Below are 20,599 nucleotides of genomic sequence, written 5' to 3'. Positions count from 1 at the left end.
GCGGTGCATGGCCGAAGCGACCATCGAGCAGGCGAGCGAGCGCCCGGCGACGCCGGGGCCGAGGGAAGCACGCCCGTTGCCGGCGCGCATGCGCCGCCCGCCTGCCGCTCGCGTGGCCCTCATGCATGGCGGGTACCTGCTGGCGGCGGGGCTCTGGCCTCTCGTCGACCTTCGCAGCTTCAAGAAGGTGACCGGGCCAAAGCTGGAAGTCTGGTTGACGAAGGGCGTCGGCGCGTGCCTCGCGAACATTGGCGCCGCCCTCGGTGCTGCGGGCGCGCGCGGAAAGGTAGCCCGCGAATTGCGCATCCTCGGCATGAGCACGGCGGTCAGCTTCGCGGCCATGGACCTCTGGTACGCGGGAGCCCGCCGGCGGATCTCGCGGGTATATCTGTTGAACGGGTTGGCGCAGCTCGGCTTCGCGGCCGCGTGGGGGGTGGCAGAGTGGCTCGAGACCCGCGACGCCCGCCGCGTCCCGGAAGCCGCCTTCGCCTGAGACATCCACCGCGGCCTCGACCGCTTGCTCCATGCGTTCGTACCAAGTAAAGTCTACGTACGAACGGAGTCGTCCATGCGGAAGAAGCTCGTCAGGACCGGCAACAGCCTCGCTCTCGTCCTCGACAAGGAGCTGTTGGACGAACTTGGCATCGAGGCCGATACTCTCCTGGAGCTTTCGACGGACGGCGACGTCATGGTGGTTTCGCCCGTTCGTCCCCGGCGGGTGGATGAGCGTCTGAAGAAAGTCATGGCGCGCGCCCATGAGAGGTATGGCGGCGTCTTCCGTAAGCTTGCGGAATGAAAGATCCGCGATTTCTCACGCTCGACGAAGTGCTCGCCATCCATTCCGACCAGGTTCGCCAATACGGCGGATCGGGCGGGATCCGCGACGTCGGCTTGCTCTCCTCCGCGCTCGCGATGCCGCGCGCGTCGTTCGGCGGCCAGTATCTGCATCCCAGCTTGCACGAAATGGCGGCAGCGTGCCTGTTCCATCTCGTCCAGAACCATCCCTTCATCGACGGCAACGAGCGCATCGGCCTCGCCGCTACCATTGCCTTTCTGGGTCTCAACGACGTCTGGCTCGAGTCGCCCTCCGAGGAGCTGTTGGAAATGGTCCTGAAGGTCGCGCGGGGCGAGATTGGAAAGCCCGAGACTGCGGTCTTTCTTCGCGAGCGGTGCGTTCCCTTCGGGTGAGGGAGTGTCACTTGGGAAGACCGCGGGCGAGCCGGCACTGCGGCGCCGCTTCGCACCGCACGACCAGCGCCTTGCCCGTCTTTACCGCATAGACATCCTGGCACCCCGGGACGAGCTGCGACGGCCGCAGCCGGAAATCGATCCCGCCGCGCAGCCACTCCGCCCAGGACACCTTCCCGTCGCAGTTCAAGTCGCGCCAGGCCTCCGGCACCTCGCCCTCGCGGGCAAGCTGCACCGCCCGGATTCCGCTCAAGAGAAAGAGGAGGACGGGAGCGCCGAGGATGATCAGCGCCAGCGCGCGCGGCTTCAGTTCTCGATCCGGTAGTTCGGGGCTTCCTGCGTCACCTGCACGTCGTGGACGTGGCTCTCGCGCAGGCCCGCCGCGGTGATCCGCACGAACTTCGCCTTGGTCCGCAGCTCCTCGATGCTGTGGCAGCCGGTGTACCCCATGCCGCTGCGGAGCCCGCCCACCAGCTGGAAGACGTTCATCGCGAGAGGGCCCTTGTACGGGACGCGCCCCTCGATGCCCTCGGGGACCAGCTTCATGTCCTCGGTCTCGTCCTGGAAATAGCGGTCGCGGGAGCCCTTCTTCATGGCGCCCATCGATCCCATCCCGCGATACGACTTGTAGGACCGGCCCTGGAAGAGGATCACTTCGCCCGGAGCCTCCTCGGTCCCGGCGAACAGCGACCCGATCATGACGGTGTGCGCGCCCGCCGCGAGCGCTTTCACGATGTCGCCCGAGTACTTGATCCCGCCGTCGGAGATGCAGGGAACGCCGTGACGGGAGGCGGCGCGCACGCAGCTGTCGATGGCGGTGATCTGCGGAACGCCGACGCCGGCGACCACCCGGGTGGTGCAGATGGAGCCCGGACCGATGCCGACCTTCACCGCGTCCGCTCCGGCCTCGCACAGCGCCGACGCCGCGTCGCCCGTCGCCACGTTGCCGGCGACGATCTCGATACCCTTGAAATTCCGCTTCAGGTCGCGCACGGCGTCGAGCACGGCGCGCGAATGCCCGTGCGCGGTGTCCACCGCGATGATGTCGGCGCCTGCCTGCAGCAGCGCGTGCACCCGCTCGTCGCGGTCGGGTCCCACGCCGACGGCCGCGCCCACCAGCAGGCTGCCCTTTTCGTCCTTCGCCGCGTTGGGATGGGCCCGCGTCTTTTCGATGTCCTTGATGGTGATGAGGCCCCTGAGCTGGTACTTGTCGTCGACCACCAGGAGCTTCTCGATGCGGTTGCGGTGGAGCAGCTCCTTCGCTTCGTCCTGCGTGATCCCTTCCCGGCAGGTGACCAGCTCGCGGGTCATCATCGCCTCGACCTTCTGGTCGAGGTTCTTCTCGAAGCGGAGATCGCGGTTGGTGAGGATGCCGACCAGGCGGCCGTTCTTCGTCACCGGGATGCCGCTGATTTCATGCTGCCGCATGAGCGCGACGGCCTTGTGGACGGGCGCGTCGGGCTCGATGGTGACCGGGTCCACCACCATCCCGCTCTCGTACTTCTTGACCTTGGTCACCTCCAGCGCCTGCTGCTGGATGGTCAGGTTCTTGTGGATGAACCCGAGGCCGCCCTCCTGCGCCATGGCGATGGCCGTCCGCGCCTCGGTGACGGTGTCCATCGCCGAGCTGACGAGCGGGATTCGGAGCCGGACGTTGCGGGTGAGTTGAGCACTTACATCGACCTGCCGCGGAAGGATGTCGCTCTCGGCAGGCAGCAGGAGAACGTCGTCGAACGTGAGGGCCAGCGGCACGTTGGGATCGATCATCCTCTCTCCGGTAAGCCGCCGAGTGTAACGGCGACGACACTCTGCGGCAATGCCAGTCTCCGGCCTCAACGACGCCGGAGCTGGGCCGGCCGCTCCAGGCCGCCTTCGACCCTCTGCAGCGGAATCGGGGGCGTGCTCACCGGCAGCCCGCGCTTGCGCCGCCACCGCCGGCGCAGCGTGAGGTACGCCAGGTAGATCACCGTCAGGCCGATGATCACGGCAAACGCGACCAGCTGCGCCTGCGCCGACCAGGCCATCACCTTGTCCAGCATCTTGCGGCCGTGTTTGCGCGCGTACCAACCCAGGTACACCCAGGCCGGAGCGGACACGCAGGCGGCGATGCCGTCGAAGGTGATGAACTTCCAGTACGGCACGCCGGTGGACCCGGCCACGAAATAGGTCACCGCGCGCAACCCGGGAACGAAGCGCGCGGCCACGATGAACTTCGCCCCGTGCTTGTCGAAGAGGGCGATGGCGCGCTGGACTCGCTCACCGGGGATATGGCGGCCGAGCCGCGTATCCAGAAGCCGCTCCCCGTAGGTCTGTCCCGCGTGGAAGATGATGCTGTCGCCGATCAGGATCCCGGCCAGTCCCGTGATCATCATCAGCGGCAGCGACCCGTTGCGCCCGATCAGCCACCCGCCGGCGATGAGCGGCACGTCCTCCGGCAGCGGCACTCCCAGGCCACAAGTAATGAGAACGAAGAGAACGCCGATGTACGCGGCAGGCCCGTGGAAGTTCGTGAGGAAGTGAAAGAGCCAGTCTTTCAGGCCACACCCCGGAGTTGCGACGTTCGTCGCAGCCTAACACACGGTGGATCCCGGGCATTCTTCTTCATCGCTCGAGCGCCACCGCCGCTCGCGCCCCCAAAACTAGGTCTGCCGTTTGCCGATCTGCCAGACGAGGAACTCGCGCAGGGGCACCTTCGCCTCGCGCAGCCGCTCGGCGAGGTCGTGTGCCAGGGCGAGCGTCAGGTTGAGCGCTGTTCGCGGGTGGGTGCGCTTCATCTCGTCGAAGGCATCGCGATTGAGCTCGAGCAACTCGACGTCGGTCGCGGCCAGCGCGGAAACGACGTGCTCTCCGACGACCAGCAGCGCCATGCCGCCGACGGTATCGCCGGAGACTACCTCGCCGAGCGCACCGCCCCCGTCACCCGGCAGGAGCTGGAGCGTGCCCTTGGCTACGAAGGCGAGCTTTTCCGAGCTCTCGCCCGCCTTGAATGCGTAGGTGCCCTTCCCCACGCTGCGCTGCTCGACGATTTCCGCGAGGATCTTCACGCCGACGTCGGTGAAGTCGCGCAAGAGCTGCGAGCCGCGCAGCGCCACCGGCTTGTCCACGCGGGCGGGCACCTGCGCCATCAGCGATGCTCCCGTCCCAGCCGGACGTAGCGCTCGACCCCCTCCTGCACGTGGCGCTTTTCCTCGTCGGTGAGCGCCCGCTTCACCCGGGCGGGGGACCCGACCGCGAGCATGCCGGCGGGAATCTTCGTCCCGGGCGTGACCAGGCTGCCCGCGCCGACCATCGCCCCATCGCCGACCTCGGCGCCGTTGAGGACGATGCTGCCGATGCCGATCAACGCGTCGTCCCCGATGCGGCAGCCGTGCAAGACGACGCTGTGCCCCACGGTCACGCGGTCGCCGACGACGGTGGAGAAGCCGCTGGAATCGACGTGGATGACGGTGTTGTCCTGGATGCTGGTCTCGCTGCCGATCCGGATGCTCTCCACGTCGCCCCGAAGCACGGCGCCGTACCAGATGGTGCTGCGCGCGCCGATGGCGACGTCGCCGATGACGCTGGCGCTCGGCGCGACGAAGACGCCGTCGCCGAGCTGCGGCGTCTTCCCCCCGAACGGCCGGATCACGCTTTTTCCCTCTTGCCTGGCGCCCCCGGCGGCACCGCGCCGTTCTCGCCGGCCGGCCCGGAAGAGACCTTGCGCATGCGCTCGGCCTCGCCGCTGTTCACCCGCTCGAGCGCATCCGCCAGCGCGTTCACCTCGTGCGAGAGCATGTCGAGGCTGCGGCGCAAGCCGGCCCCGGCAACGTCGACGCTGGAGCTGTCCGCCGAGCGCATCCGGACCACCTGCGTGTAGAGGCTCTCCAGCGTGTAGGAGATGCGCGTGTGCTCCGCATCGAAGCGGGCCGCCGCCCGGGTCAGCTCCAGCCGCTGGTCCCGCTGCGCATCCAGCGCCGCCAGGGCGGCCGCCAGCCGCATCTTGGTCACGTCGTCCAACTCGCCGCTGATGCGCTTCTGCAGCGCCTCCCGCTCGCGCATCAGGCGCTCGTCGTCCTGCGGAGAGAGGAAGCGGCGCAGGTCGCGCTCCCGCCGGGTCAGGTTGCGGCAGGTGGCGCGCAGCGCGGCGATGGTCTCGTCCGGCTTGACGAACATGTCCTTGACTGCGTCGGGAGATGTCCGCAGCTCGCCGAGGATCCGGTCGCAGATCGCGTCCACCCGGACGTCGCGCGGATCCTGCTGCACGGCGGCGCCGCGGACGGGGGCGGGTTGCTGGATCGGGTCGCCGTCGAAGACCTTGCCGATTCCGCTCAGCGACCCGAACCGCTGCGCCCGTTGCTGCTCCGCCGTCGCGCCCGTGGCGCTGCTGGCGCGCGCCGGGTGCGGCTCGGTGAGGATCGGCTGCGTCATCCGGCTGTGCCGCGCGATCACGCGCGTGCCGCGCGATCCCAATCCCGCCGCCGGGAAGATCAGCCACCACAGGAACGGCAGCGACGAGAGGGCAATGATGAAGAGAACGATGGCCCCGAGCAGCCACAGATACCCCTCGAACAGGCTGGCGTTCGCGACCTTCGCCTCGCGCTCCGCCCGGCGGCGCAGCTTGCGCTCGAGCCTTCGCTGCCAGCGCTCCCGGCCCCAGTCGGGATAGGCATTGCGGAGGTTCTCCGTCCACTCGCGGACCATCTGGTCCTGCTGGGTGGTGCCGCGCGCGATGGCCTCCTGCGCGCGGCGCAGGGATGCCTGGAGCTGCTCCTGCCAGTCGTTGGGGTCGCGATAGCCCATCAAAGTCCGCGGATTCGTAGCATGAGTCCAGCGCCTCCGCACGGCAGCCTGCGCCTACTTGCCCGCCGCCGCCAGCGCATCATGGCCTCCTAGGGCATCAGCTCCGCTGCCACGCGGCCGAGGTCGTCCACGGAGCGCACGCTCTCCACCCGATGGCAGTGGCGGGCGTAGAGGGGCATCTCGCTGTCGCCGAATCCCCAGGAGTGCTGCTCCTCGGGGCAAAGCCAGATCAGGCGGCGGCATTTGCGGCGCAGGTCGCCGAGCACCCACGCATTGGGCGGGTTGTAGTTGGTGCGGCCATCCCCGATCACGATCACCGTCGTGCGCCGCGTGATCGAGCCGAGCCAGGTGCCGTGGAAGAGCTTCAGGGCGTGGCCGTAGTTGGAGTTGGCGGAAAGGTTGATGACCCGGCCGGCGGTGGCCAGGTCGACGGCGGTGCTCACGTCCGTCTTCTTGAACAGGTCCGTGACCTCGCCGATGTCGCTGACGAAGACGAAGCTGCGTACGCGCGCGTAAAGCTCCTGCAGCGTGTACACGAACTGCAGCATCAACCGCGAGACGTTGCGGACCGAGTCGCTCACGTCGCAGAGTACGACGATCTCCGGCCGCTCCGGCCGGCGCGCGCGAAACACGAGCTTGTACGGCTCGCCTCCGGTGGAGAGGTTCTTGCGTAACGTCCGGCGCACGCTCAGATGCCCGCGGCGTCTCACCTTGCGCCGGCGCGACAGACGCGCCTTGAGCCGCTCCGCCAGCCGCCGGACCACCGCGCGCATGCGCTGCACCTCGTCGGCGGTCAACGACGAGAGGTTGCGGTGCAGCAGCGACTTCTCGCCGCGCGCTTCGGGATCCCGCGCCTTCTGCTCGCGATCGGCCACGCGCCGGACGGAATCCTCGAGCGCCTTCAGCGTCTGCGAGACCCTGCGCGTGGCGAGCTCCACCAGGGCGGGATCGAGGCCCCGCTGCTGCAGCATCTGCAGAAGGTGCTGCAGATCCTTCTCCGCCTGCGACCCGCCGGCCGCCTGCAGCAGACGCCGCGCGTAGAATCCGCGCTGCAGCGGGCTCTGCAGGCCTCGGAAATCGATGGCCACCGTCGCCTGCCGCAGGATGCGCGCGAGCTGGTCGGTGCGGCCGGCTGCGAGCGCCTGCGCCAGCGGCGACATCTGCGCCAGCATCCGCGCCACTTCCTCGAGCTCCGCCTCGCCCAGGTTCTCGCGCTCGAGCGCGTCCAGGAGCGACCCTTGAAGACCTTCCAGCAGATCCTTGACGCCGGTGAAAAAGAGCTCGAAGAGCCGGTCGAACACAGGCGCGTCCTGGCCGCGCTTGACCAGTGTCGCGCGAAGCGCGCCGCGGAAGGCGGCGCGGTCCTCCAAGCCGACGAGCAGCGTCGCCTGCGCGGCATCCGCCACCTCGGCGGGAGAGATCCGCAGGCCGTTCTGGCGCAACAGTCCGGCGAAGTCCTGCAGGCGCTCGTCCACCTCGAGCATGGTAGCGTGGCCTCCATGTGGACGCTCGTTCTGGTCGCCGGCGCATTGCTGGACCGCGGCCGGCCGGCGCTCGACGCGGTGCAAGCGCAATCCATCTCCTCGGCAGTGCGGTTCCTCTCCGACGATCTGCTGGAAGGGCGCGGAACGGGAACCCGCGGGCACGCCATCGCCGAGCAGTACGTCGCATCCCGGATGCAGGCGCTCGGGCTCCGTCCAGCCGGAGAGAGCGGATACCTCCAGCGGGTCAAGCTCTGCGAATCGCGGGCCGAAGGCACGTTGACCGTGGACGGCGCCCCGGTGAAGGACGTGCTCGTCGGCGGAGACTGTGGCGCGCCGGATCGCGCCATCGAGGGCGACCTCACCTTCGCAGGCTACGGACAGCCCGCCGAGATCCGCGACGTCCGCGGCAAGATCGCCATGGTCCTCGCCGGAGCGCCGGCCAGCCTGCCGTCGACGCAGCGCGCGCTCGCCTCGGCGAACGAGGACAAGCTGAAGCGGCTGCGCGCCGCGGGAGCCGTCGCCGAAATCGTGCTCACCACGCAGGAAGCGGAGGCGCGACGGCCCTGGGCGCTCTTGCAGCGCAATTTCGTCAACGGGCAGGCGCACGTCACCGACGACCTGCCGCCCTTGCCGGTCGCGTACGTCGATCTCGCGGAGAGCGACCGGCTGCGGCAGCGCGTGGGATCGCGCGCGAGACTGCACCTCAAGCAGACGACACGGGCGTTCGACTCCGGCAACGTGGCCGGCCTTTTGCCCGGCGATTTGCCGGACACCGTCGTCTACTCCGCGCACCTGGACCACCACGGGTGGGATCGCGCGCGGCTTCGCGGCGCTGCCCCGACGGGAACGTTCGGTGCTCTTCCTCGCCGTCACCGGCGAGGAGCGCGGACTGCTCGGTTCGGCCTGGTTCGCGCGGCACCCGACGATCCCGCGCGAGCGGATGATTGCCAACCTGAATCTCGATCAGCTCCTGCCCGCGTATCCGGTGGGCGAGCTCGTGCTGCGGGGCGCGGAGCTGTCGACGCTCGAGGATCACGTCCGCGCGGCGGCCGCCGAGCTTGCAATCGCGATCGTCGCCGACCCGGTGCCCGAGCAGAACTTCTTCGCCCGCAGCGACCAGCTCAACTTCGCGCGCATCGGCGTGCCGTCCGCCTGCCTGTGGCAGGGGTTTTCCGGACCGCGAGGCGAGGCCGCCTTCAAGGATTTCCGCGCCAACCGCTACCACCAGCCGTCGGACGAATGGCTGCCGACCTACGACTGGGAAGCGGCCGCCCAGATGGCGCGCGTCGAGCTGCTGGTGGGGATCTCGCTGCTCGCGGGGCCGCGGCCGAAGTGGAAGCCGGACAGTCCCTTCCATTGAGTCACTTGCGGATCAGCAGCCGGTACGTGCCGGGGACGAGGTCGATGTGCATCGCTCGCGCCCTGCCGGTGACACGGATCCGCCCACCGATCACGCTGACGTCTCGGATGTCCTCCGGATCGCCCAGCGGCGGCGCCTTGAGCACGCCGCGCGTCGTCGCGACCGCATAGTGGAACGACTTGCCCCGTCCGACGCCGATCAGCACCGCGTCGGCGAAGTGCTGGAAAGCGATGAGCTGATCGCCCTCCGGCACCTTGAAGACGACCACCGGTGTTCCATCCTGACGGCGGGCGACGATCAACTCCTTCACCTCGCCCCGGAAGAGGAAGTGGCCGCGGGTATATTCGTAGAGGCAATTCTCCTCGGTCACCCCCGCCGCCAACGAATTGTGGCGTGCGGCGTCCTTGCACCGTCTGCGCGCTGTCTCGGCGTCGAGCGACGGCCCGCAGCTTCCCTTCTCCACCCTGCCGCGGCCGAGCGGCAACGTTTCCTCGACGCGGCACCGGTTCATCTGGTCGGATGTGACGCGGGTCGGAGCGAGGTCGAAGGCGGCGGCGGCCAGCAGGGAAAGCAGGATCATCGTTGGAAGGTTGCGACCACCTCGAAGTGCGCAGTCTGGGGAAAGAGATCGAGCGGCACCGCCCTTACCAGGCGGTATCCGGATTGGGCGAGCAACTTTCCGTCGCGAGCGAGCGTCGGCGCGTCGCAGCTGACGTAGGCGATCCGCGGCGGCGCGAGAGAGGCGAGGGCGCGCACCGCGTCCACGGCCCCGGAGCGCGGAGGATCGAGCAGGACGACGTCCACAAGGTCGGCGAACGCACGAACGACGGCGGGAGCGTCGCCCGCGATGAGTTTGACGGCGAGTCGCGCCTCGTCCGCGCTCCGGCGCAGCAGCGCCAGCGACGGGCCTGCATTCTCGACCGCGGTGACCTGCTGCCCTCGTCCGAGCAGCGGCAACGTCAGCGTGCCGCTGCCGCAGAACAGCTCCAGCACGCGCTCGGCATCGCCGACTGCCCGGAGCGCCTCGCGCTGCAGCGCTGGAAGCATGGACCGATTCGCTTGCGCGAACGCATCCGGTCGAGCGCGCAGCCGGGCGCCGTTCGGCAGCGGAGCATCGACGATCACCGGATCGCCGATCGCGCTCCCCGCCAGCGTCACACCTCGCACCAGCGGGTGCTGGAGGAGCTCTTCAGCCCGCCTGCGCAAGCCCGGAGCGGCGGGCCCCTCGATGCGAAGGTCGATGGCTCCCTTCTTCTCGCCGGTCAGGAGACCGAGATCGACGACACCGGGCAACTCGCCCGCTCTCCGCGCGACCTGCGCCAGCTCTTCCAGCAAAGGCTCGAACAACAGGCATTCGTCGACCGGCTCGACGGTCGCGGCGCCGGCCTGCGCGAATCCCCAGGCGCCGCCGGCCGCGCGATGCAGCCGCGCCCGCCGACGGTAACGAAACTGTGTCGGGCTGGGAACGATGGCTTCGAGCTCGTAGCTCCCGCGCGGAAACCCGCCAATGCGCTCCAGTGCGTCGGCCGTCAGCTCCTCCTTGGCGGCGAGCTGCGCTTCATACGTCACGTGCTGCAGCGGGCATCCGCCGCAGCGCTCGACGATGGGACAAGGCGGATCGACGTGAGAGGTGCTCCGCTCGACGACGCGCAGCGCGCGCGTCCGTTCGAAACGACCTTCTCCGGTCAGCTCTGCCTCGACGCGGTCCCCGGGCGCGGCGCCACGCAGGAAGACGACGCGGCCGTCGTGTCGGGCCAGCGTCTCGCCGCCATGCACCACCGACTCGGCCTTCAGCGTGACTTTCACGCCGGCGCGCGCGAGAGATCCTGGGAGAGCTTTTCCACCATTTTGCCGACCAGCGTCAGCGTCTTTTCGTCGACCTCGAGGAACTCGACGCCCATCCCCGGTTCGTCCACACCGGGACCGCTCGGCTGGGCCCAGGCGACGCGCCCGGCCAGCTTGCACTCACCGTGGCCGGGAAGCTGCAGGAGGATCTGGACGCGTGTACCGGCGGGAGCCGCGTGCTGCGAATTCACGAAGACGCCCCCGACGGACAGGTTGGTGCCCCACCCGCTGAAGGTGCCTGCTTCCGAAGTGACCCCGACCATCACTTCGTGATGGACCCGCGCGTTGCGGCGGGTCGGCGACGCAGGCTTGGATGCATTGGTCATCCATCTGAGGATAACATGGCCGGCTGCAGATCAACCGCCAAGCACGCCAAGAATCGTCGTTCTAGACCTTGATGGTCCGCAGCTCCGGGGAGACCCGAAGCTTCGGCTCGGTGACCTTCTGGACGTCGTCAGGGGTGACGCCGGGAGCGATCTCGCGCAGCAGCAGACCCTGCGGCGTGATGTCGATGACGGCCAGCTCGCTCATCACGGTGTTGACGCACTTCTTGCCGGTGAGCGGCAGGCGGCATTCCTTGAGCAGCTTCTTCGAGCCGTCCTTCGCCACCTGCTCCATCGCCACGATCACGCGTTTCGCGCCGGTGACCAGGTCCATGGCGCCACCCATCCCCTTCAGCACCTTGCCCGGGATGGTCCAGTTGGCGATGTCGCCCTGCTCGCTCACCTCCATGGCGCCGAGGATGGCCACGTCGATGTGGCCACCGCGGATCATGGCGAACGAATCGGCGCTGGAGAAGTAGGAGGTTCCCCTCAGCTCGGTCACCGTCTCCTTGCCGGCGTTGATCAGGTCGGGGTCGATCTCGTCCTCGGTCGGATACGGCCCGATGCCGAGCATGCCGTTCTCCGACTGCAGGATCACGTCCATTCCCTTGGGCACGTAGTTCGCCACCAGCGTCGGGATGCCGATGCCAAGGTTCACGTAGAACCCGTCCCGAAGCTCCTGCGCGGCGCGCGCCGCGATCTGCTCGCGTGTCAGCGGCATGTCAGGCCTTCCTCACCGTGCGCTTCTCGACCGGCTTCTCGTAGCTCGTCCCTTTGAAGATCCGCTTCACGTAGACCGAGGGGACATGGACCTCGTCGCCGTCGATCTCGCCGATCTCGACCAGGTTCTCGACCTCGGCGATGGTGATCCGCGCGGCCGTCGCCATCATCGGGCTGAAGTTGCGCGCCGTCTTGCGGAAGACGAGGTTGCCCCACTTGTCGCCCTTCCAGGCGCGGACGATGGCGTAGTCGGCCTTGAGCGGCTTCTCCAGGATCATCTCCTTGCCGTCGATGACGCGGCTCTCCTTGCCTTGCGCGATCTGCGTGCCGGCACCGGTGGGGGTGAAGAAGCCCCCCAGCCCGGCGCCGCCGGCGCGGATGCGCTCCGCGAGCGTGCCCTGCGGATTCAGCTCCACCTCCAGCTCCTTCTGGAGGAACTGGCGCTCGAACTCCTTGTTCTCGCCGACGTAGCTCGCGATCATCTTCCTGACCTGCTTGCTCTGCAGCAGGACTCCCAGGCCTTTGTCGGTGGTGCCGCAGTTGTTGGAGATGATGGTGAGGTTCTTCACGCCCTTGCGGTGGATGGCCTTGATCAGGTTCTCCGGATTCCCGCAGAGGCCGAACCCACCCGACATGATGACCGCGCCATCCTGCATGTCCCGGATGGCCTCGTCCGCGTTGGCGACGACCTTGTTCATGGCTCAATCCCGCTCGACGATGAGCGCGATGCCTTCGCCGCCGCCGATGCAGAGCGAGGCGATGCCACGCTTCTTGTTCAGATCCTTCATCGCGTAGAGCAACGTGACCAGCAGGCGGCACCCCGACGCCCCGATGGGGTGTCCGAGGACCACCGCGCCACCGCGGACGTTCACCCTGTCCGGCGTGATCCCGAGCAGCTTGTTGTTCGCCATCGCTACAACGGCGAACGCTTCGTTGATCTCCCAGAGATCGATGTCCGTCGCCTTCAGCCGGGCGCGGCCGAGGGCCTGGTTGATGGCGTCGGCCGGGGCGATGGTGAACTCCACCGGGTCGCGCGCCGCGTGACCGAAGTCGCCGAGCCGGGCGAGGACGGTACGGTTTTCCCGCTTCGCCCGTTCAGCCGACATGAGCACCACCGCCGCCGCTCCGTCGTTGATCGACGAGGCGTTTGCCGCGGTGACGGTGCCGTCCTTCTTGAACGCGGGCTTGAGCGACGCGATCTTGTCCGGCTTGGCGAGCTTCGGGCCTTCGTCCTCGTCGACGACGGTCTTGCCGCCCTTCTTGTCGACGATCTCGACCGCCGCGATCTCCGCCTTGAAGGCGCCTTCCTTCTGCGCCTTCTGCGCGCGCAGCGTGGTCTCGCGCGCGTACTCGTCCTGGGCGCTGCGGGAGAACTGGAAGTCGGCAGCGCATTTCTCGCCGCACATTCCCATGTGCATGTCGTTGTACGGGTCCCAGAGACCGTCGTGGATCATGAGATCCTTCATCTCCACGTTCCCCATGCGCGCGCCGTTGCGCATCGAGTGCGTGAAGTACGGCGCGTTCGACATGCTCTCCATGCCGCCCGCGACCAGCACGTCGGCCTCGCCTAGCGCGATGACGCGCGCTGCCTCGATGACCGCCTCGAGGCCCGACCCGCAGACCTTGTTCACCGTCACACAGGGCACGGTCTTCGGGATGCCGGCGTACAGCGAGGCCTGCCGCGCGGGGGCCTGACCGACGCCGCCCTGCAGCACATGGCCCATGAAGACCGTCTTCACCTCTTCGGGCTTCACGCCCGCGCGCTCCAGCGCCGCCTTGATGGCGACCGCCCCCAACCGGGGAGCGGGCAGGCTCGACAACGATCCCTGGAACGCGCCGATGGGAGTCCTGGCGGCGCCGACGATCACGACTTCCTGCACCTTCCGCTCTGCGGCCATGTCCATCTCCTGAAAGTGGGCGGAACATTCATAACCGGGTGCGCGCTGTCAAGCCGCCGGGCTTGTGTTATGTCGGCGCCCCCATGTCCTACGCGGGAGATCTGACGCAGGCGGAGTTCGACACCCTGCTGGACCGCAAGGGCGGCCCGGCGGTGGTGGTCCACGGCGGGGCCGGAACGCGGCCGGACGTGGATCCGTCGCCCTACTTCGAGGGCACGCGCCGGGCCACCGAGGCGGGATTGCGCGTGCTTCTTCAGGGAGGCTCCGCCCTGGACGCCGCCCAGGCGGCAGCGGTGGTCCTGGAGGACGATCCCTTCTTCAACGCCGGCACCGGCGCCGCGCTCACCAGCGAAGGCGAAGTGGAGCTGGACGCGAGCTGCATGGACGGGACGACGCTGCGGGCGGGTGCCGTCGCCTGCGTGAAGACGGTGAAGAACCCCATCCTCGCCGCGCGCCGCGTCTGCGACGACACGCCCCATGTTCTTCTCTGCGGCACCGGGGCGGAGGCGTTTGCACGCGAGTGCGGAATCCCCGCGATTGCGAATTCGTCGCTGATCACGGCCCGGCAGCGCGCCCGCTGGGAGGAGTTGCACGCGCTGGCGCTCAAGGAAGGCGCCGACAGCGTGCGCCGCAAGATCGGCACCATCGGCGCCGTCGCCGTGGACGCCAAGGGCCACGTCGCGGCCTGCACCTCGACTGGCGGCACCATGTACAAGCGGCCTGGCCGCGTCGGCGACACGCCGATCATCGGCGCCGGCACCTACGCCGACGATCACGAAGCGGCGGCCAGCTCGACGGGCCTGGGAGAGGCGATTCTCAAGGTCACGATGGCCCGCGAGGCGTGCGCATTCGTCCGGGATGGGGTCTCTCCGCGCCGGGCGGCCATCGACGCCGTCGGTCTTCTGCGGGCGCGCGCCCACGGCGAGGGCGGCATCATCGTCGCCGGCCGGGACGGCCGCCTCGGCTGGGCCTGCAATACGCCGCGCATGTCCCGCGCGTTGATCCGAGCGGGAATGTCCTCAGCGAAGGCGGCGGTGTAGGTCGGCGACGGCCTCGTGCATGCGGTCCGGCGGAAGATGGAGGCTCCGCCCGTGGCCCGGCAGGACCCACTCGAACTGATAATCGAGCAGCTTGCGCAACGACTTCTTCTGCTCCGTCCACGAGTACCAGGAGACGCTGCGTCCCATCTCCAGCCGACCTTCCCAGGCCCAGAGATGGTCGCCGGTGAACAGATACCGCTCGTCGACCAGCAGCGCGCAGCTTCCGCGGGTGTGTCCAGGCAGATGGATGACCTGCAAGCCGGGCGCGAGATCCCGATCGCCGTCGAGCAGGACTTCCGCGTCGATCACGGCGTCGTCGCGATGGATGATCCGCTCGCAGCGGAAGCGCTCCCGGAACCGGGCGTGGTCCGCCACGTCATCGCGGTGGGTCAGGAACATGCGCCGGACTCCGCCCAGCTCCTCGATGCGTCTCACGAGCGGCCCGGCGAATCGCGGCGAGTCGACGAGGACGTTCCCGTCCTCGCGGCGGATGAAGTAGCTCTGCGCGCCATAGGACGACTCGCTCGAGTATCCGCAGCGATGGATCGATCCTTCGAGTTGGACCGGGAGGTCCCGCGCCGCTTCCTTCGCGCTGCGCTCGGCGCCGATGGAGGCGGTCGGGCAGCTCACGACCGCGTGCAAGGCCCGGCGCCAGGTGGAATCATCGGAGGGCTGATGCTGGACGAACGACTGTCCGGACTCCAGGCTGCCGAAGACCTCGGGCGCAAGCTCGCGGCAGGTGTCGCACTCGATGCAGGTCTCATCGACGAACAGGTCGCCCGGAACATTCTCCGCGACCGCGAGCTCGCGCCGCGCCATGACGGGTGTCTAACGGGTGCGCCGCCGCCGCGCTTTCCGTTGCCGCGCCTGGCGATTCCGGTGTAAGCGCGCCCCATGTCCATGCTGGAGAAGCGTCTGCTCCGCGACGTGGGTCGCGCCATCGCCGACTTCAACCTGATCGAGGCCGGCGATCGGATTCTCGTGGGTGTCTCGGGCGGCAAGGATTCCTTCACCCTCCTCCACCTGCTCCAGATCCTGAAGGCCAGCGCGCCGATCGACTTCTCGCTGGTCGCCTGCAACCTCGACCAAGGGCACCCCGGGTTTCCCGCCGCCGACCTCCAGCGGTACCTGCGCTCGACCGGAGCCGAAGTGCTGATGCTGCGGGAGGACACGTATTCGGTGGTCAAGCGGCTCGTCCCTCAGGGGAAGACCGCATGCTCCGTCTGCTCCAGGCTGCGCCGCGGCATCCTCTATGGCGCTGCCCGGAAGCTCGGCTGCACGAAGATCGCCCTCGGCCACCACCGGGACGACCTGATCGAGTCGCTGCTACTGTCGATGTTGTTTTCAGGCAAGATGCGGTCGATGCCGCCACGCCTGCGGAGCGACGACGGCCTCAACGTGGTCATCCGGCCGCTGTGTTATGCGGCGGAGAGCGAGATCGCCGCCTTCGCCGCGGAGATGAGGTTTCCGATCATCCCCTGCGACCTCTGCGGCTCGCAGGAGAACCTCCAGCGCAAGCGGGTGAAGCGACTGCTCGCGGAGCTGGAAAGCGAGCATCCCGGAGTCCGAGCCTCCATCCTGGGAGCGATGGGCAACGTGATGCCGGAGCACCTCCTCGACCGCGCCGCGATCCGGGAGCAGCGCGGACCGGATCCGTGGATCGACGGCGAAGCGTGTACAGTCTAGAACATAGCCGCATGCCCGCCCTTCGTGCGGGGGCGGCTCCTTGACGTTCGGCGAAACCGGTTGCAAGCGGCCGTGCCAATCGCCCTTGCTCCCTTCCACGGCCGTTCCCAAACTTTTCCCAGACAGCCGGGCGAGCGCGGGAGGCGGGGCATGAAGACATGCGGGCGTTGCGAGCGGCAGAAGATCGTCGCCATCACGCTGGACGACAACATCGAGGCTTGCGGCCACACCTTCACTGCCCAGCTTCCGGCGGAAAAATGCGAGGCATGCGGCCAGGTCGTCATCGACGGTCACGACCTGAGGCTCTTCGAGCTCCGCGTCGCCGTCGAGCTGGCCAAGGCGGGCCTCCGGGACAAGGAAGCTTTCGCGTACCTGCGCAAGGCGCTCTCGCTCGAGCCCAAAGGGCTGGCGCACATCCTCGACGTCTCCGAAGACTTCATCGGCTACTGGGAACGCGGCGAATGGCCCGTGGACCCCCGCGCGCACGCAGTGCTCTGCTCGCTGGTGCTGGCGAAGCTGGAGCAGAGGCCCTCGACGTTGGACTGCCTGCGCGTGTTGCGGGAGCCGCGGAAGCTCGCGCGCAACGTGCGCGTCCAGCTCGTCGACGCTCTGGGCTACGCCGCGAAGGCGCTGCAGTTCGGCAGCGCGGCCCACACCGCACCCGCGTTGGCCTGAAAAAGAAAGATCTTGCTTGGCGTTGATCTGAAGAGTCAGCTTCCGGCGATTGTCGCGCCGCCCAGGACTTCGTCGCCCTGGTAGAAGACCGCGCTCTGCCCCGGTGCGACGCCGAGGGCCGGCTCGAGCAGCTTCACCTCCACTTGCGCGCCGGAGGGATCGAGGACCGCCGGCAGAGGCTTGCCGCGGTGCCGGATCTGGACTTCGCAGCGCGTCCCCGGCAGGGGCCGGTCCTGGACCCACGAGGCCTCCAGTGCACGGAAATCGCGACGCTGGGCCTCCTCGCGGCTCCCGACCACCACCCGCTGGCGGCCAGCATCGAGGGCAGCGACATAAAGCGGCAGCTTGAAGCCTGAGCCGATTCCCCGCCGCTGCCCGACGGTAAACCGATGCACGCCGTCGTGCGCTCCGAGCACGTTCCCCTCCATGTCGACGATCTCGCCGCGCGCCCGCTCGACCCCGTGCCTTTCGAGAAACTCCCGCAGCGGCGTGGTGCCAACGAAGCAGACCTCCATGCTCTCCGCCTTGTCGGCGTTGGGAAGTCCGCGCTGACGCGCGATGCCGCGCACTTGCACCTTGGTCAGCGCGCCGAGCGGGAACTGCACCATCGACAGCTCCTCCTGCGTCAGGCCGTGGAGGAAGTAGCTCTGGTCCTTCGACGCGTCGGCCGCGCGCATCAGCCGGAAGCGGCCGTCGTGCCGCTCGACGCGCGCGTAGTGGCCGGTGACGAGCTCCCCGGCTCCCAGCCTGCGGGCCCGGTCGAGGAGCCAGTCGAACTTCACGTGATCGTTGCAGCGCACGCAGGGATTGGGCGTCTCGCCGCGCGCATAGGAGTCGATGAACGGCTCGATCACCTGAGCGCGGAATCGCTCCTCCGCATCGTAGACGTAGAAGCGGATTCCGACCTTCGCGGCCGCGCGACGGGCGTCGTACAAATCGTCGGGCGCGCAGCAGGTCCGGCCGGTGCGCGCCGCATCGTCGGCCGTCGAATACAGCCGCATGGCGACACCGGCGCAGGCATCGCTGCCGCGCAGGTCCGCAGCCAGCGCCGCTGCGACGGAGGAGTCGACCCCGCCCGACATGGCGATCATCGAGATCACGGCGGCGAGACTTTAAGACGTTCCGCCCTCGGGCGCACTCTCGTGAAAAGGAGTCGGGTGCGGCTCCTTGGGCGCGAACGCGCGCAGCGGGATCCAGAACGAGAGCTTGGTGCCGGAGAAGTGCGCCTTGGAATCCGGTTGGTTCTTCGGCGGGCTCTCGGCGGAGATCCTTCCCCCGTGCGCCTCGATGATCTGCTTCGCCACCGGCAGCCCGAGACCAGCTCCGGGCGCGCGCTCCTCCCCGACGCGATCGGCATGGAAGAACGGGTCGAAGACCTTCTCCGCCTCGTCGGCGAGCATGCCTTCGCCCTGGTCGTACACCTCGAAAGAGAGCTGCTGGCTGTCGGAGGCGACCCGCACCAGCACGTGGCTGCCGTGGGGGCTGAACTTGATCGCGTTGTCGATCACGTTCCCCAGCGCCTGCTTGAGCTTGCGCTCGTCGCCCCAGCCCGTCTCCGGAAGGGAATCGACGGAAAGCTCGAGCGTGATCCGGCGCGCCTTTGCCTTTGGCTTCTCCTCGTCGAGCACCGACTTCGCGGCTGCACGGGGATCGAAGGTGTCGCGGTGGATCGCGTATCCCCCGCTTTCCAGGGTCGCGAAGTCGACCAGGTTGTCGATCGTCCTGGAGAGGCGCTCGGACGCCGTCTGCATCGAGTCGAGGATCTTCCGCTGCGGCTCGGTGAGCGCGCCCGTCTTCTCCGACTTGAGGATCTTGAGGTACCCGGTGATCGGCGTGAGAGGCGTCGCCAGCTCGTGGGAGAGGTTCTGCATGAACTCGGTCTTGCTCCGGGCCGCCGCCCGCAGGCGCGAGTTGGCCGCGGTCAACTCGCGAACGGTGGCCTCCAGGCGCTCGACCAGCGACTGCGAGTACTCGCGCAGATAGCGGCGCTCCTCGGCGGTCTTCACCTTCTCCCGCTTGCCCTTGAGGAACTCCCGGAGCTGACCGGGGAACTTCTCCACGTCGATGGGCTTCTCGATGTAGCCGTCGCAGCCGATGCTCAGCGACAGCCCGCGATCCCCGTGGGAGGTGAGCACCACGATGGGGCAGCCATCGAGGCCGCGGTACGAGCGCAGCCGCGTCGCGGTCTCGTAGCCGTCGATCCCCGGCATCTCGATGTCACAGAGGATCAGGTCGGGGTGCGCCGAGATGGCGAGGTCGATCCCGGCGATGCCATCGGAAGCCTCGAGAACGTCGAATCCTCGCGCTTCCAGGACGTTGCGGACGAGTGCCCGACTTTCCGGGTTGTCCTCGATGTAGAGGATGCGCGGATGGGGCGGGGGTGCCTGTTCGGCCATCGATGAACGTCCGGGTTGCGTGGGGGCCCGTAGGTCGCGCGGCGCGGAGTCTAGCATCCGGTCGACTGCCCGGAAAGGAGCGCGCCGGCCGCTTTCTGCTCGCCCGCTGTGCGCATGGAGGCCCTGTCCGCCCTCCCTCGTCCACATCCTGTCCACAGGGTCGTTCCTCCCGCGGCCGCAATCTTGCCATCGCCTGAACAGGGCGCATGGAGGTGGGGCCCGGCGCTGGCGTCACCTCCTACCTCTCTGGACTTCGGACGTTTTTGGACGGCCACGCATTCACGCCCACATCGTCGCACCACGTCGTTGCGCCGCAGAGCGTCACCGAAGGAAAGCATCACTGTGAATTCACTGTGGATAACTTGCGGTGACCTCCGGCAGAAGTCGGAGTAGCGCCTCACGGGTGTTCAGATCCGGGTCGTCGATCACTCGCTCGAGCAGCCGCGCGAGCACTTCGCCGACCTCGCGTCCGGGCCCGATGTGGAGCTCGCGCATCACGTCCTCGCCGCGGATGGCGAGATCCGACACCTTCAGCGCCGCAGCGCGATCGATCTCCCGTTGGAAGCGGACTTCCGCTTCCGCCTGATTCGCCAGCCCTTCCTCGACGAGACGCCCGCGGGCCTTCAGATCCGCCCTTCGCAGCGCCCAGAGAGCGGGTATCTCGGCGGGCCCGATGCGGGCCAGCACGCGGCGGACGGTGGCGTCGTTCCACTCGGGGAGGAAGTGCCAGTTGTGCTCGGCCACCAGCAGCGCCACGCGCTCCGTCTCGCGGCGCGGAAATTTCAGCCGCTGCAGAATCGCGGCGGCGAGCTGCGCGCCGACCTTCTCGTGATCGTAGAACGTGTGCTCGCCCGGAGCGCCCTCCTTCGGCGCGGCGCAGCGCGGCTTCGCGACGTCGTGGAGCAGCGCCGCCAGCCGTACCACCAGGTCCGCCGGAGCGAAATCCACGCACCGCAGCGTGTGCTGCCAGACGTCCCAGCGGTGATACCGGTTCTGCGCGAACCTCACCGACTCGAGCAACTCGGGGACGATGCGCGCGAGTAGACCCGTGCTGTGCAACAGCCGGAGCCCGCGACTCGGCGGCGCGCCCCGCACCAGCAGCTTGATCAGCTCCTCGCGCACCCGCTCCATCGCGACCTTCGAGAAAATCTCCAGCGTCGCCGGGATGGCGCGCCGGGTCGCGGGGTCGAGGGCGAGGCGCAGCG

Annotated in this window: 24 protein-coding genes; 7 read left to right on the top strand and 17 right to left on the bottom strand. The window is 68.4% G+C overall.

Annotation, left to right across the window (positions count from 1 at the left end):
- The first annotated feature begins 7 nt into the window (after window positions 1-7).
- The 3 genes from E6J58_11090 to E6J58_11080 all read left to right on the top strand — a co-directional run bounded on the left by E6J58_11090 (window position 8) and on the right by E6J58_11080 (window position 1,188).
- Window positions 8-493, top strand: a complete 486-nt coding sequence (locus tag E6J58_11090) for a hypothetical protein (GenBank protein TMB37544.1) — start codon at window positions 8-10, stop codon at window positions 491-493.
- A gap of 75 nt (window positions 494-568) precedes the next feature.
- Window positions 569-796 carry an AbrB/MazE/SpoVT family DNA-binding domain-containing protein gene (locus E6J58_11085; GenBank protein ID TMB37543.1) on the top strand — a complete coding sequence of 76 codons (228 nt, stop codon included), beginning with the start codon at window positions 569-571 and terminating at the stop codon, window positions 794-796.
- Window positions 793-1,188 (top strand): type II toxin-antitoxin system death-on-curing family toxin, encoded by a 396-nt coding sequence (locus E6J58_11080; GenBank protein ID TMB37542.1) that lies wholly within the window; start codon window positions 793-795, stop codon window positions 1,186-1,188. Before E6J58_11085 ends, E6J58_11080 begins: the two co-directional genes overlap by 4 nt.
- A 7-nt stretch (window positions 1,189-1,195) precedes the next feature.
- Here E6J58_11080 and E6J58_11075 read toward each other — a convergent pair whose 3' ends face one another.
- From E6J58_11075 to E6J58_11045, 7 genes are all read right to left on the bottom strand, one after another.
- Entirely contained in the window at window positions 1,196-1,441 is a 246-nt protein-coding gene (locus E6J58_11075; protein TMB37541.1) for a hypothetical protein, read from the bottom strand.
- A gap of 53 nt (window positions 1,442-1,494) precedes the next feature.
- Window positions 1,495-2,955 (bottom strand): IMP dehydrogenase, encoded by a 1,461-nt coding sequence (gene guaB / locus E6J58_11070; protein ID TMB37540.1) that lies wholly within the window; start codon window positions 2,953-2,955, stop codon window positions 1,495-1,497.
- Between the two features lie 65 nt (window positions 2,956-3,020).
- Window positions 3,021-3,725 (bottom strand): DedA family protein, encoded by a 705-nt coding sequence (locus tag E6J58_11065; GenBank protein TMB37539.1) that lies wholly within the window; start codon window positions 3,723-3,725, stop codon window positions 3,021-3,023.
- A gap of 102 nt (window positions 3,726-3,827) precedes the next feature.
- Complete coding sequence (locus E6J58_11060) at window positions 3,828-4,313, bottom strand: Crp/Fnr family transcriptional regulator (GenBank protein TMB37538.1); 486 nt, start codon at window positions 4,311-4,313, stop codon at window positions 3,828-3,830.
- The gene (locus E6J58_11055) at window positions 4,313-4,816 is read right to left on the bottom strand and encodes a gamma carbonic anhydrase family protein (GenBank protein TMB37537.1); all 504 of its coding nucleotides are present in this window, start codon (window positions 4,814-4,816) and stop codon (window positions 4,313-4,315) included. The genes E6J58_11060 and E6J58_11055 overlap by 1 nt, the downstream gene beginning before the upstream one ends.
- The gene (locus E6J58_11050) at window positions 4,813-5,967 is read right to left on the bottom strand and encodes a hypothetical protein (protein ID TMB37536.1); all 1,155 of its coding nucleotides are present in this window, start codon (window positions 5,965-5,967) and stop codon (window positions 4,813-4,815) included. The genes E6J58_11055 and E6J58_11050 overlap by 4 nt, the downstream gene beginning before the upstream one ends.
- A gap of 89 nt (window positions 5,968-6,056) precedes the next feature.
- Window positions 6,057-7,442, bottom strand: coding sequence for a VWA domain-containing protein (locus tag E6J58_11045; protein ID TMB37601.1), 1,386 nt, complete (start codon window positions 7,440-7,442; stop codon window positions 6,057-6,059).
- Window positions 7,443-8,034: 592 nt separating this feature from the next.
- Here E6J58_11045 and E6J58_11040 point away from each other — a divergent pair.
- Complete coding sequence (locus E6J58_11040) at window positions 8,035-8,811, top strand: M28 family peptidase (GenBank protein TMB37535.1); 777 nt, start codon at window positions 8,035-8,037, stop codon at window positions 8,809-8,811.
- 1 nt (window position 8,812) lies between these two features.
- Here the strand turns inward: E6J58_11040 and E6J58_11035 are convergent, their stop codons facing one another.
- The 6 genes from E6J58_11035 to E6J58_11010 all read right to left on the bottom strand — a co-directional run bounded on the left by E6J58_11035 (window position 8,813) and on the right by E6J58_11010 (window position 13,603).
- Window positions 8,813-9,391: a hypothetical protein gene (locus E6J58_11035; protein TMB37534.1), complete on the bottom strand. Its 579-nt coding sequence runs from the start codon at window positions 9,389-9,391 to the stop codon at window positions 8,813-8,815.
- On the bottom strand, window positions 9,388-10,617 hold the full coding sequence (locus E6J58_11030) for a class I SAM-dependent RNA methyltransferase (protein ID TMB37533.1): 1,230 nt from the start codon (window positions 10,615-10,617) through the stop codon (window positions 9,388-9,390). Before E6J58_11030 ends, E6J58_11035 begins: the two co-directional genes overlap by 4 nt.
- On the bottom strand, window positions 10,614-10,982 hold the full coding sequence (locus tag E6J58_11025) for a TIGR02266 family protein (GenBank protein ID TMB37532.1): 369 nt from the start codon (window positions 10,980-10,982) through the stop codon (window positions 10,614-10,616). Before E6J58_11025 ends, E6J58_11030 begins: the two co-directional genes overlap by 4 nt.
- A 61-nt stretch (window positions 10,983-11,043) precedes the next feature.
- Window positions 11,044-11,700: a CoA transferase subunit B gene (locus E6J58_11020; GenBank protein TMB37531.1), complete on the bottom strand. Its 657-nt coding sequence runs from the start codon at window positions 11,698-11,700 to the stop codon at window positions 11,044-11,046.
- Between the two features lies 1 nt (window position 11,701).
- On the bottom strand, window positions 11,702-12,397 hold the full coding sequence (locus tag E6J58_11015) for a CoA transferase subunit A (GenBank protein TMB37530.1): 696 nt from the start codon (window positions 12,395-12,397) through the stop codon (window positions 11,702-11,704).
- Window positions 12,398-12,400: 3 nt separating this feature from the next.
- The gene (locus tag E6J58_11010; GenBank protein TMB37529.1) at window positions 12,401-13,603 is read right to left on the bottom strand and encodes an acetyl-CoA C-acetyltransferase; all 1,203 of its coding nucleotides are present in this window, start codon (window positions 13,601-13,603) and stop codon (window positions 12,401-12,403) included.
- 77 nt (window positions 13,604-13,680) lie between these two features.
- Between E6J58_11010 and E6J58_11005 the strand changes: the two genes are divergently transcribed.
- Window positions 13,681-14,637, top strand: a complete 957-nt coding sequence (locus E6J58_11005; GenBank protein TMB37528.1) for an isoaspartyl peptidase/L-asparaginase — start codon at window positions 13,681-13,683, stop codon at window positions 14,635-14,637.
- Here the strand turns inward: E6J58_11005 and E6J58_11000 are convergent.
- On the bottom strand, window positions 14,617-15,456 hold the full coding sequence (locus E6J58_11000; GenBank protein ID TMB37527.1) for an MBL fold metallo-hydrolase: 840 nt from the start codon (window positions 15,454-15,456) through the stop codon (window positions 14,617-14,619). The genes E6J58_11005 and E6J58_11000 overlap by 21 nt on opposite strands.
- A 75-nt stretch (window positions 15,457-15,531) precedes the next feature.
- Between E6J58_11000 and ttcA the strand changes: the two genes are divergently transcribed.
- Together ttcA and E6J58_10990 are read left to right on the top strand one after the other, a co-directional pair.
- Window positions 15,532-16,323: a tRNA 2-thiocytidine(32) synthetase TtcA gene (gene ttcA / locus E6J58_10995; protein TMB37526.1), complete on the top strand. Its 792-nt coding sequence runs from the start codon at window positions 15,532-15,534 to the stop codon at window positions 16,321-16,323.
- A gap of 150 nt (window positions 16,324-16,473) precedes the next feature.
- Window positions 16,474-16,998, top strand: a complete 525-nt coding sequence (locus E6J58_10990) for a hypothetical protein (GenBank protein TMB37525.1) — start codon at window positions 16,474-16,476, stop codon at window positions 16,996-16,998.
- Between the two features lie 35 nt (window positions 16,999-17,033).
- On the opposite strand, the gene mnmA is transcribed toward E6J58_10990, so the two are convergent.
- The 3 genes from mnmA to E6J58_10975 all read right to left on the bottom strand — a co-directional run.
- Entirely contained in the window at window positions 17,034-18,098 is a 1,065-nt protein-coding gene (gene mnmA, locus E6J58_10985; protein ID TMB37524.1) for a tRNA 2-thiouridine(34) synthase MnmA, read from the bottom strand.
- Between the two features lie 12 nt (window positions 18,099-18,110).
- Window positions 18,111-19,550, bottom strand: a complete 1,440-nt coding sequence (locus tag E6J58_10980) for a hybrid sensor histidine kinase/response regulator (GenBank protein TMB37523.1) — start codon at window positions 19,548-19,550, stop codon at window positions 18,111-18,113.
- A 192-nt stretch (window positions 19,551-19,742) separates the two neighbouring features.
- Window positions 19,743-20,599: HD domain-containing protein (locus E6J58_10975; GenBank protein TMB37522.1), on the bottom strand; the 857-nt coding region annotated here is incomplete at its 5' end.

It is taken from the genome of Deltaproteobacteria bacterium, assembly GCA_005879535.1.
GTDB lineage: Bacteria > Myxococcota > Myxococcia > Myxococcales > 40CM-4-68-19 > 40CM-4-68-19.
Note: the sequence above shows the minus strand (reverse complement) of the source record. Positions and strands in the feature narration are given on the sequence as shown.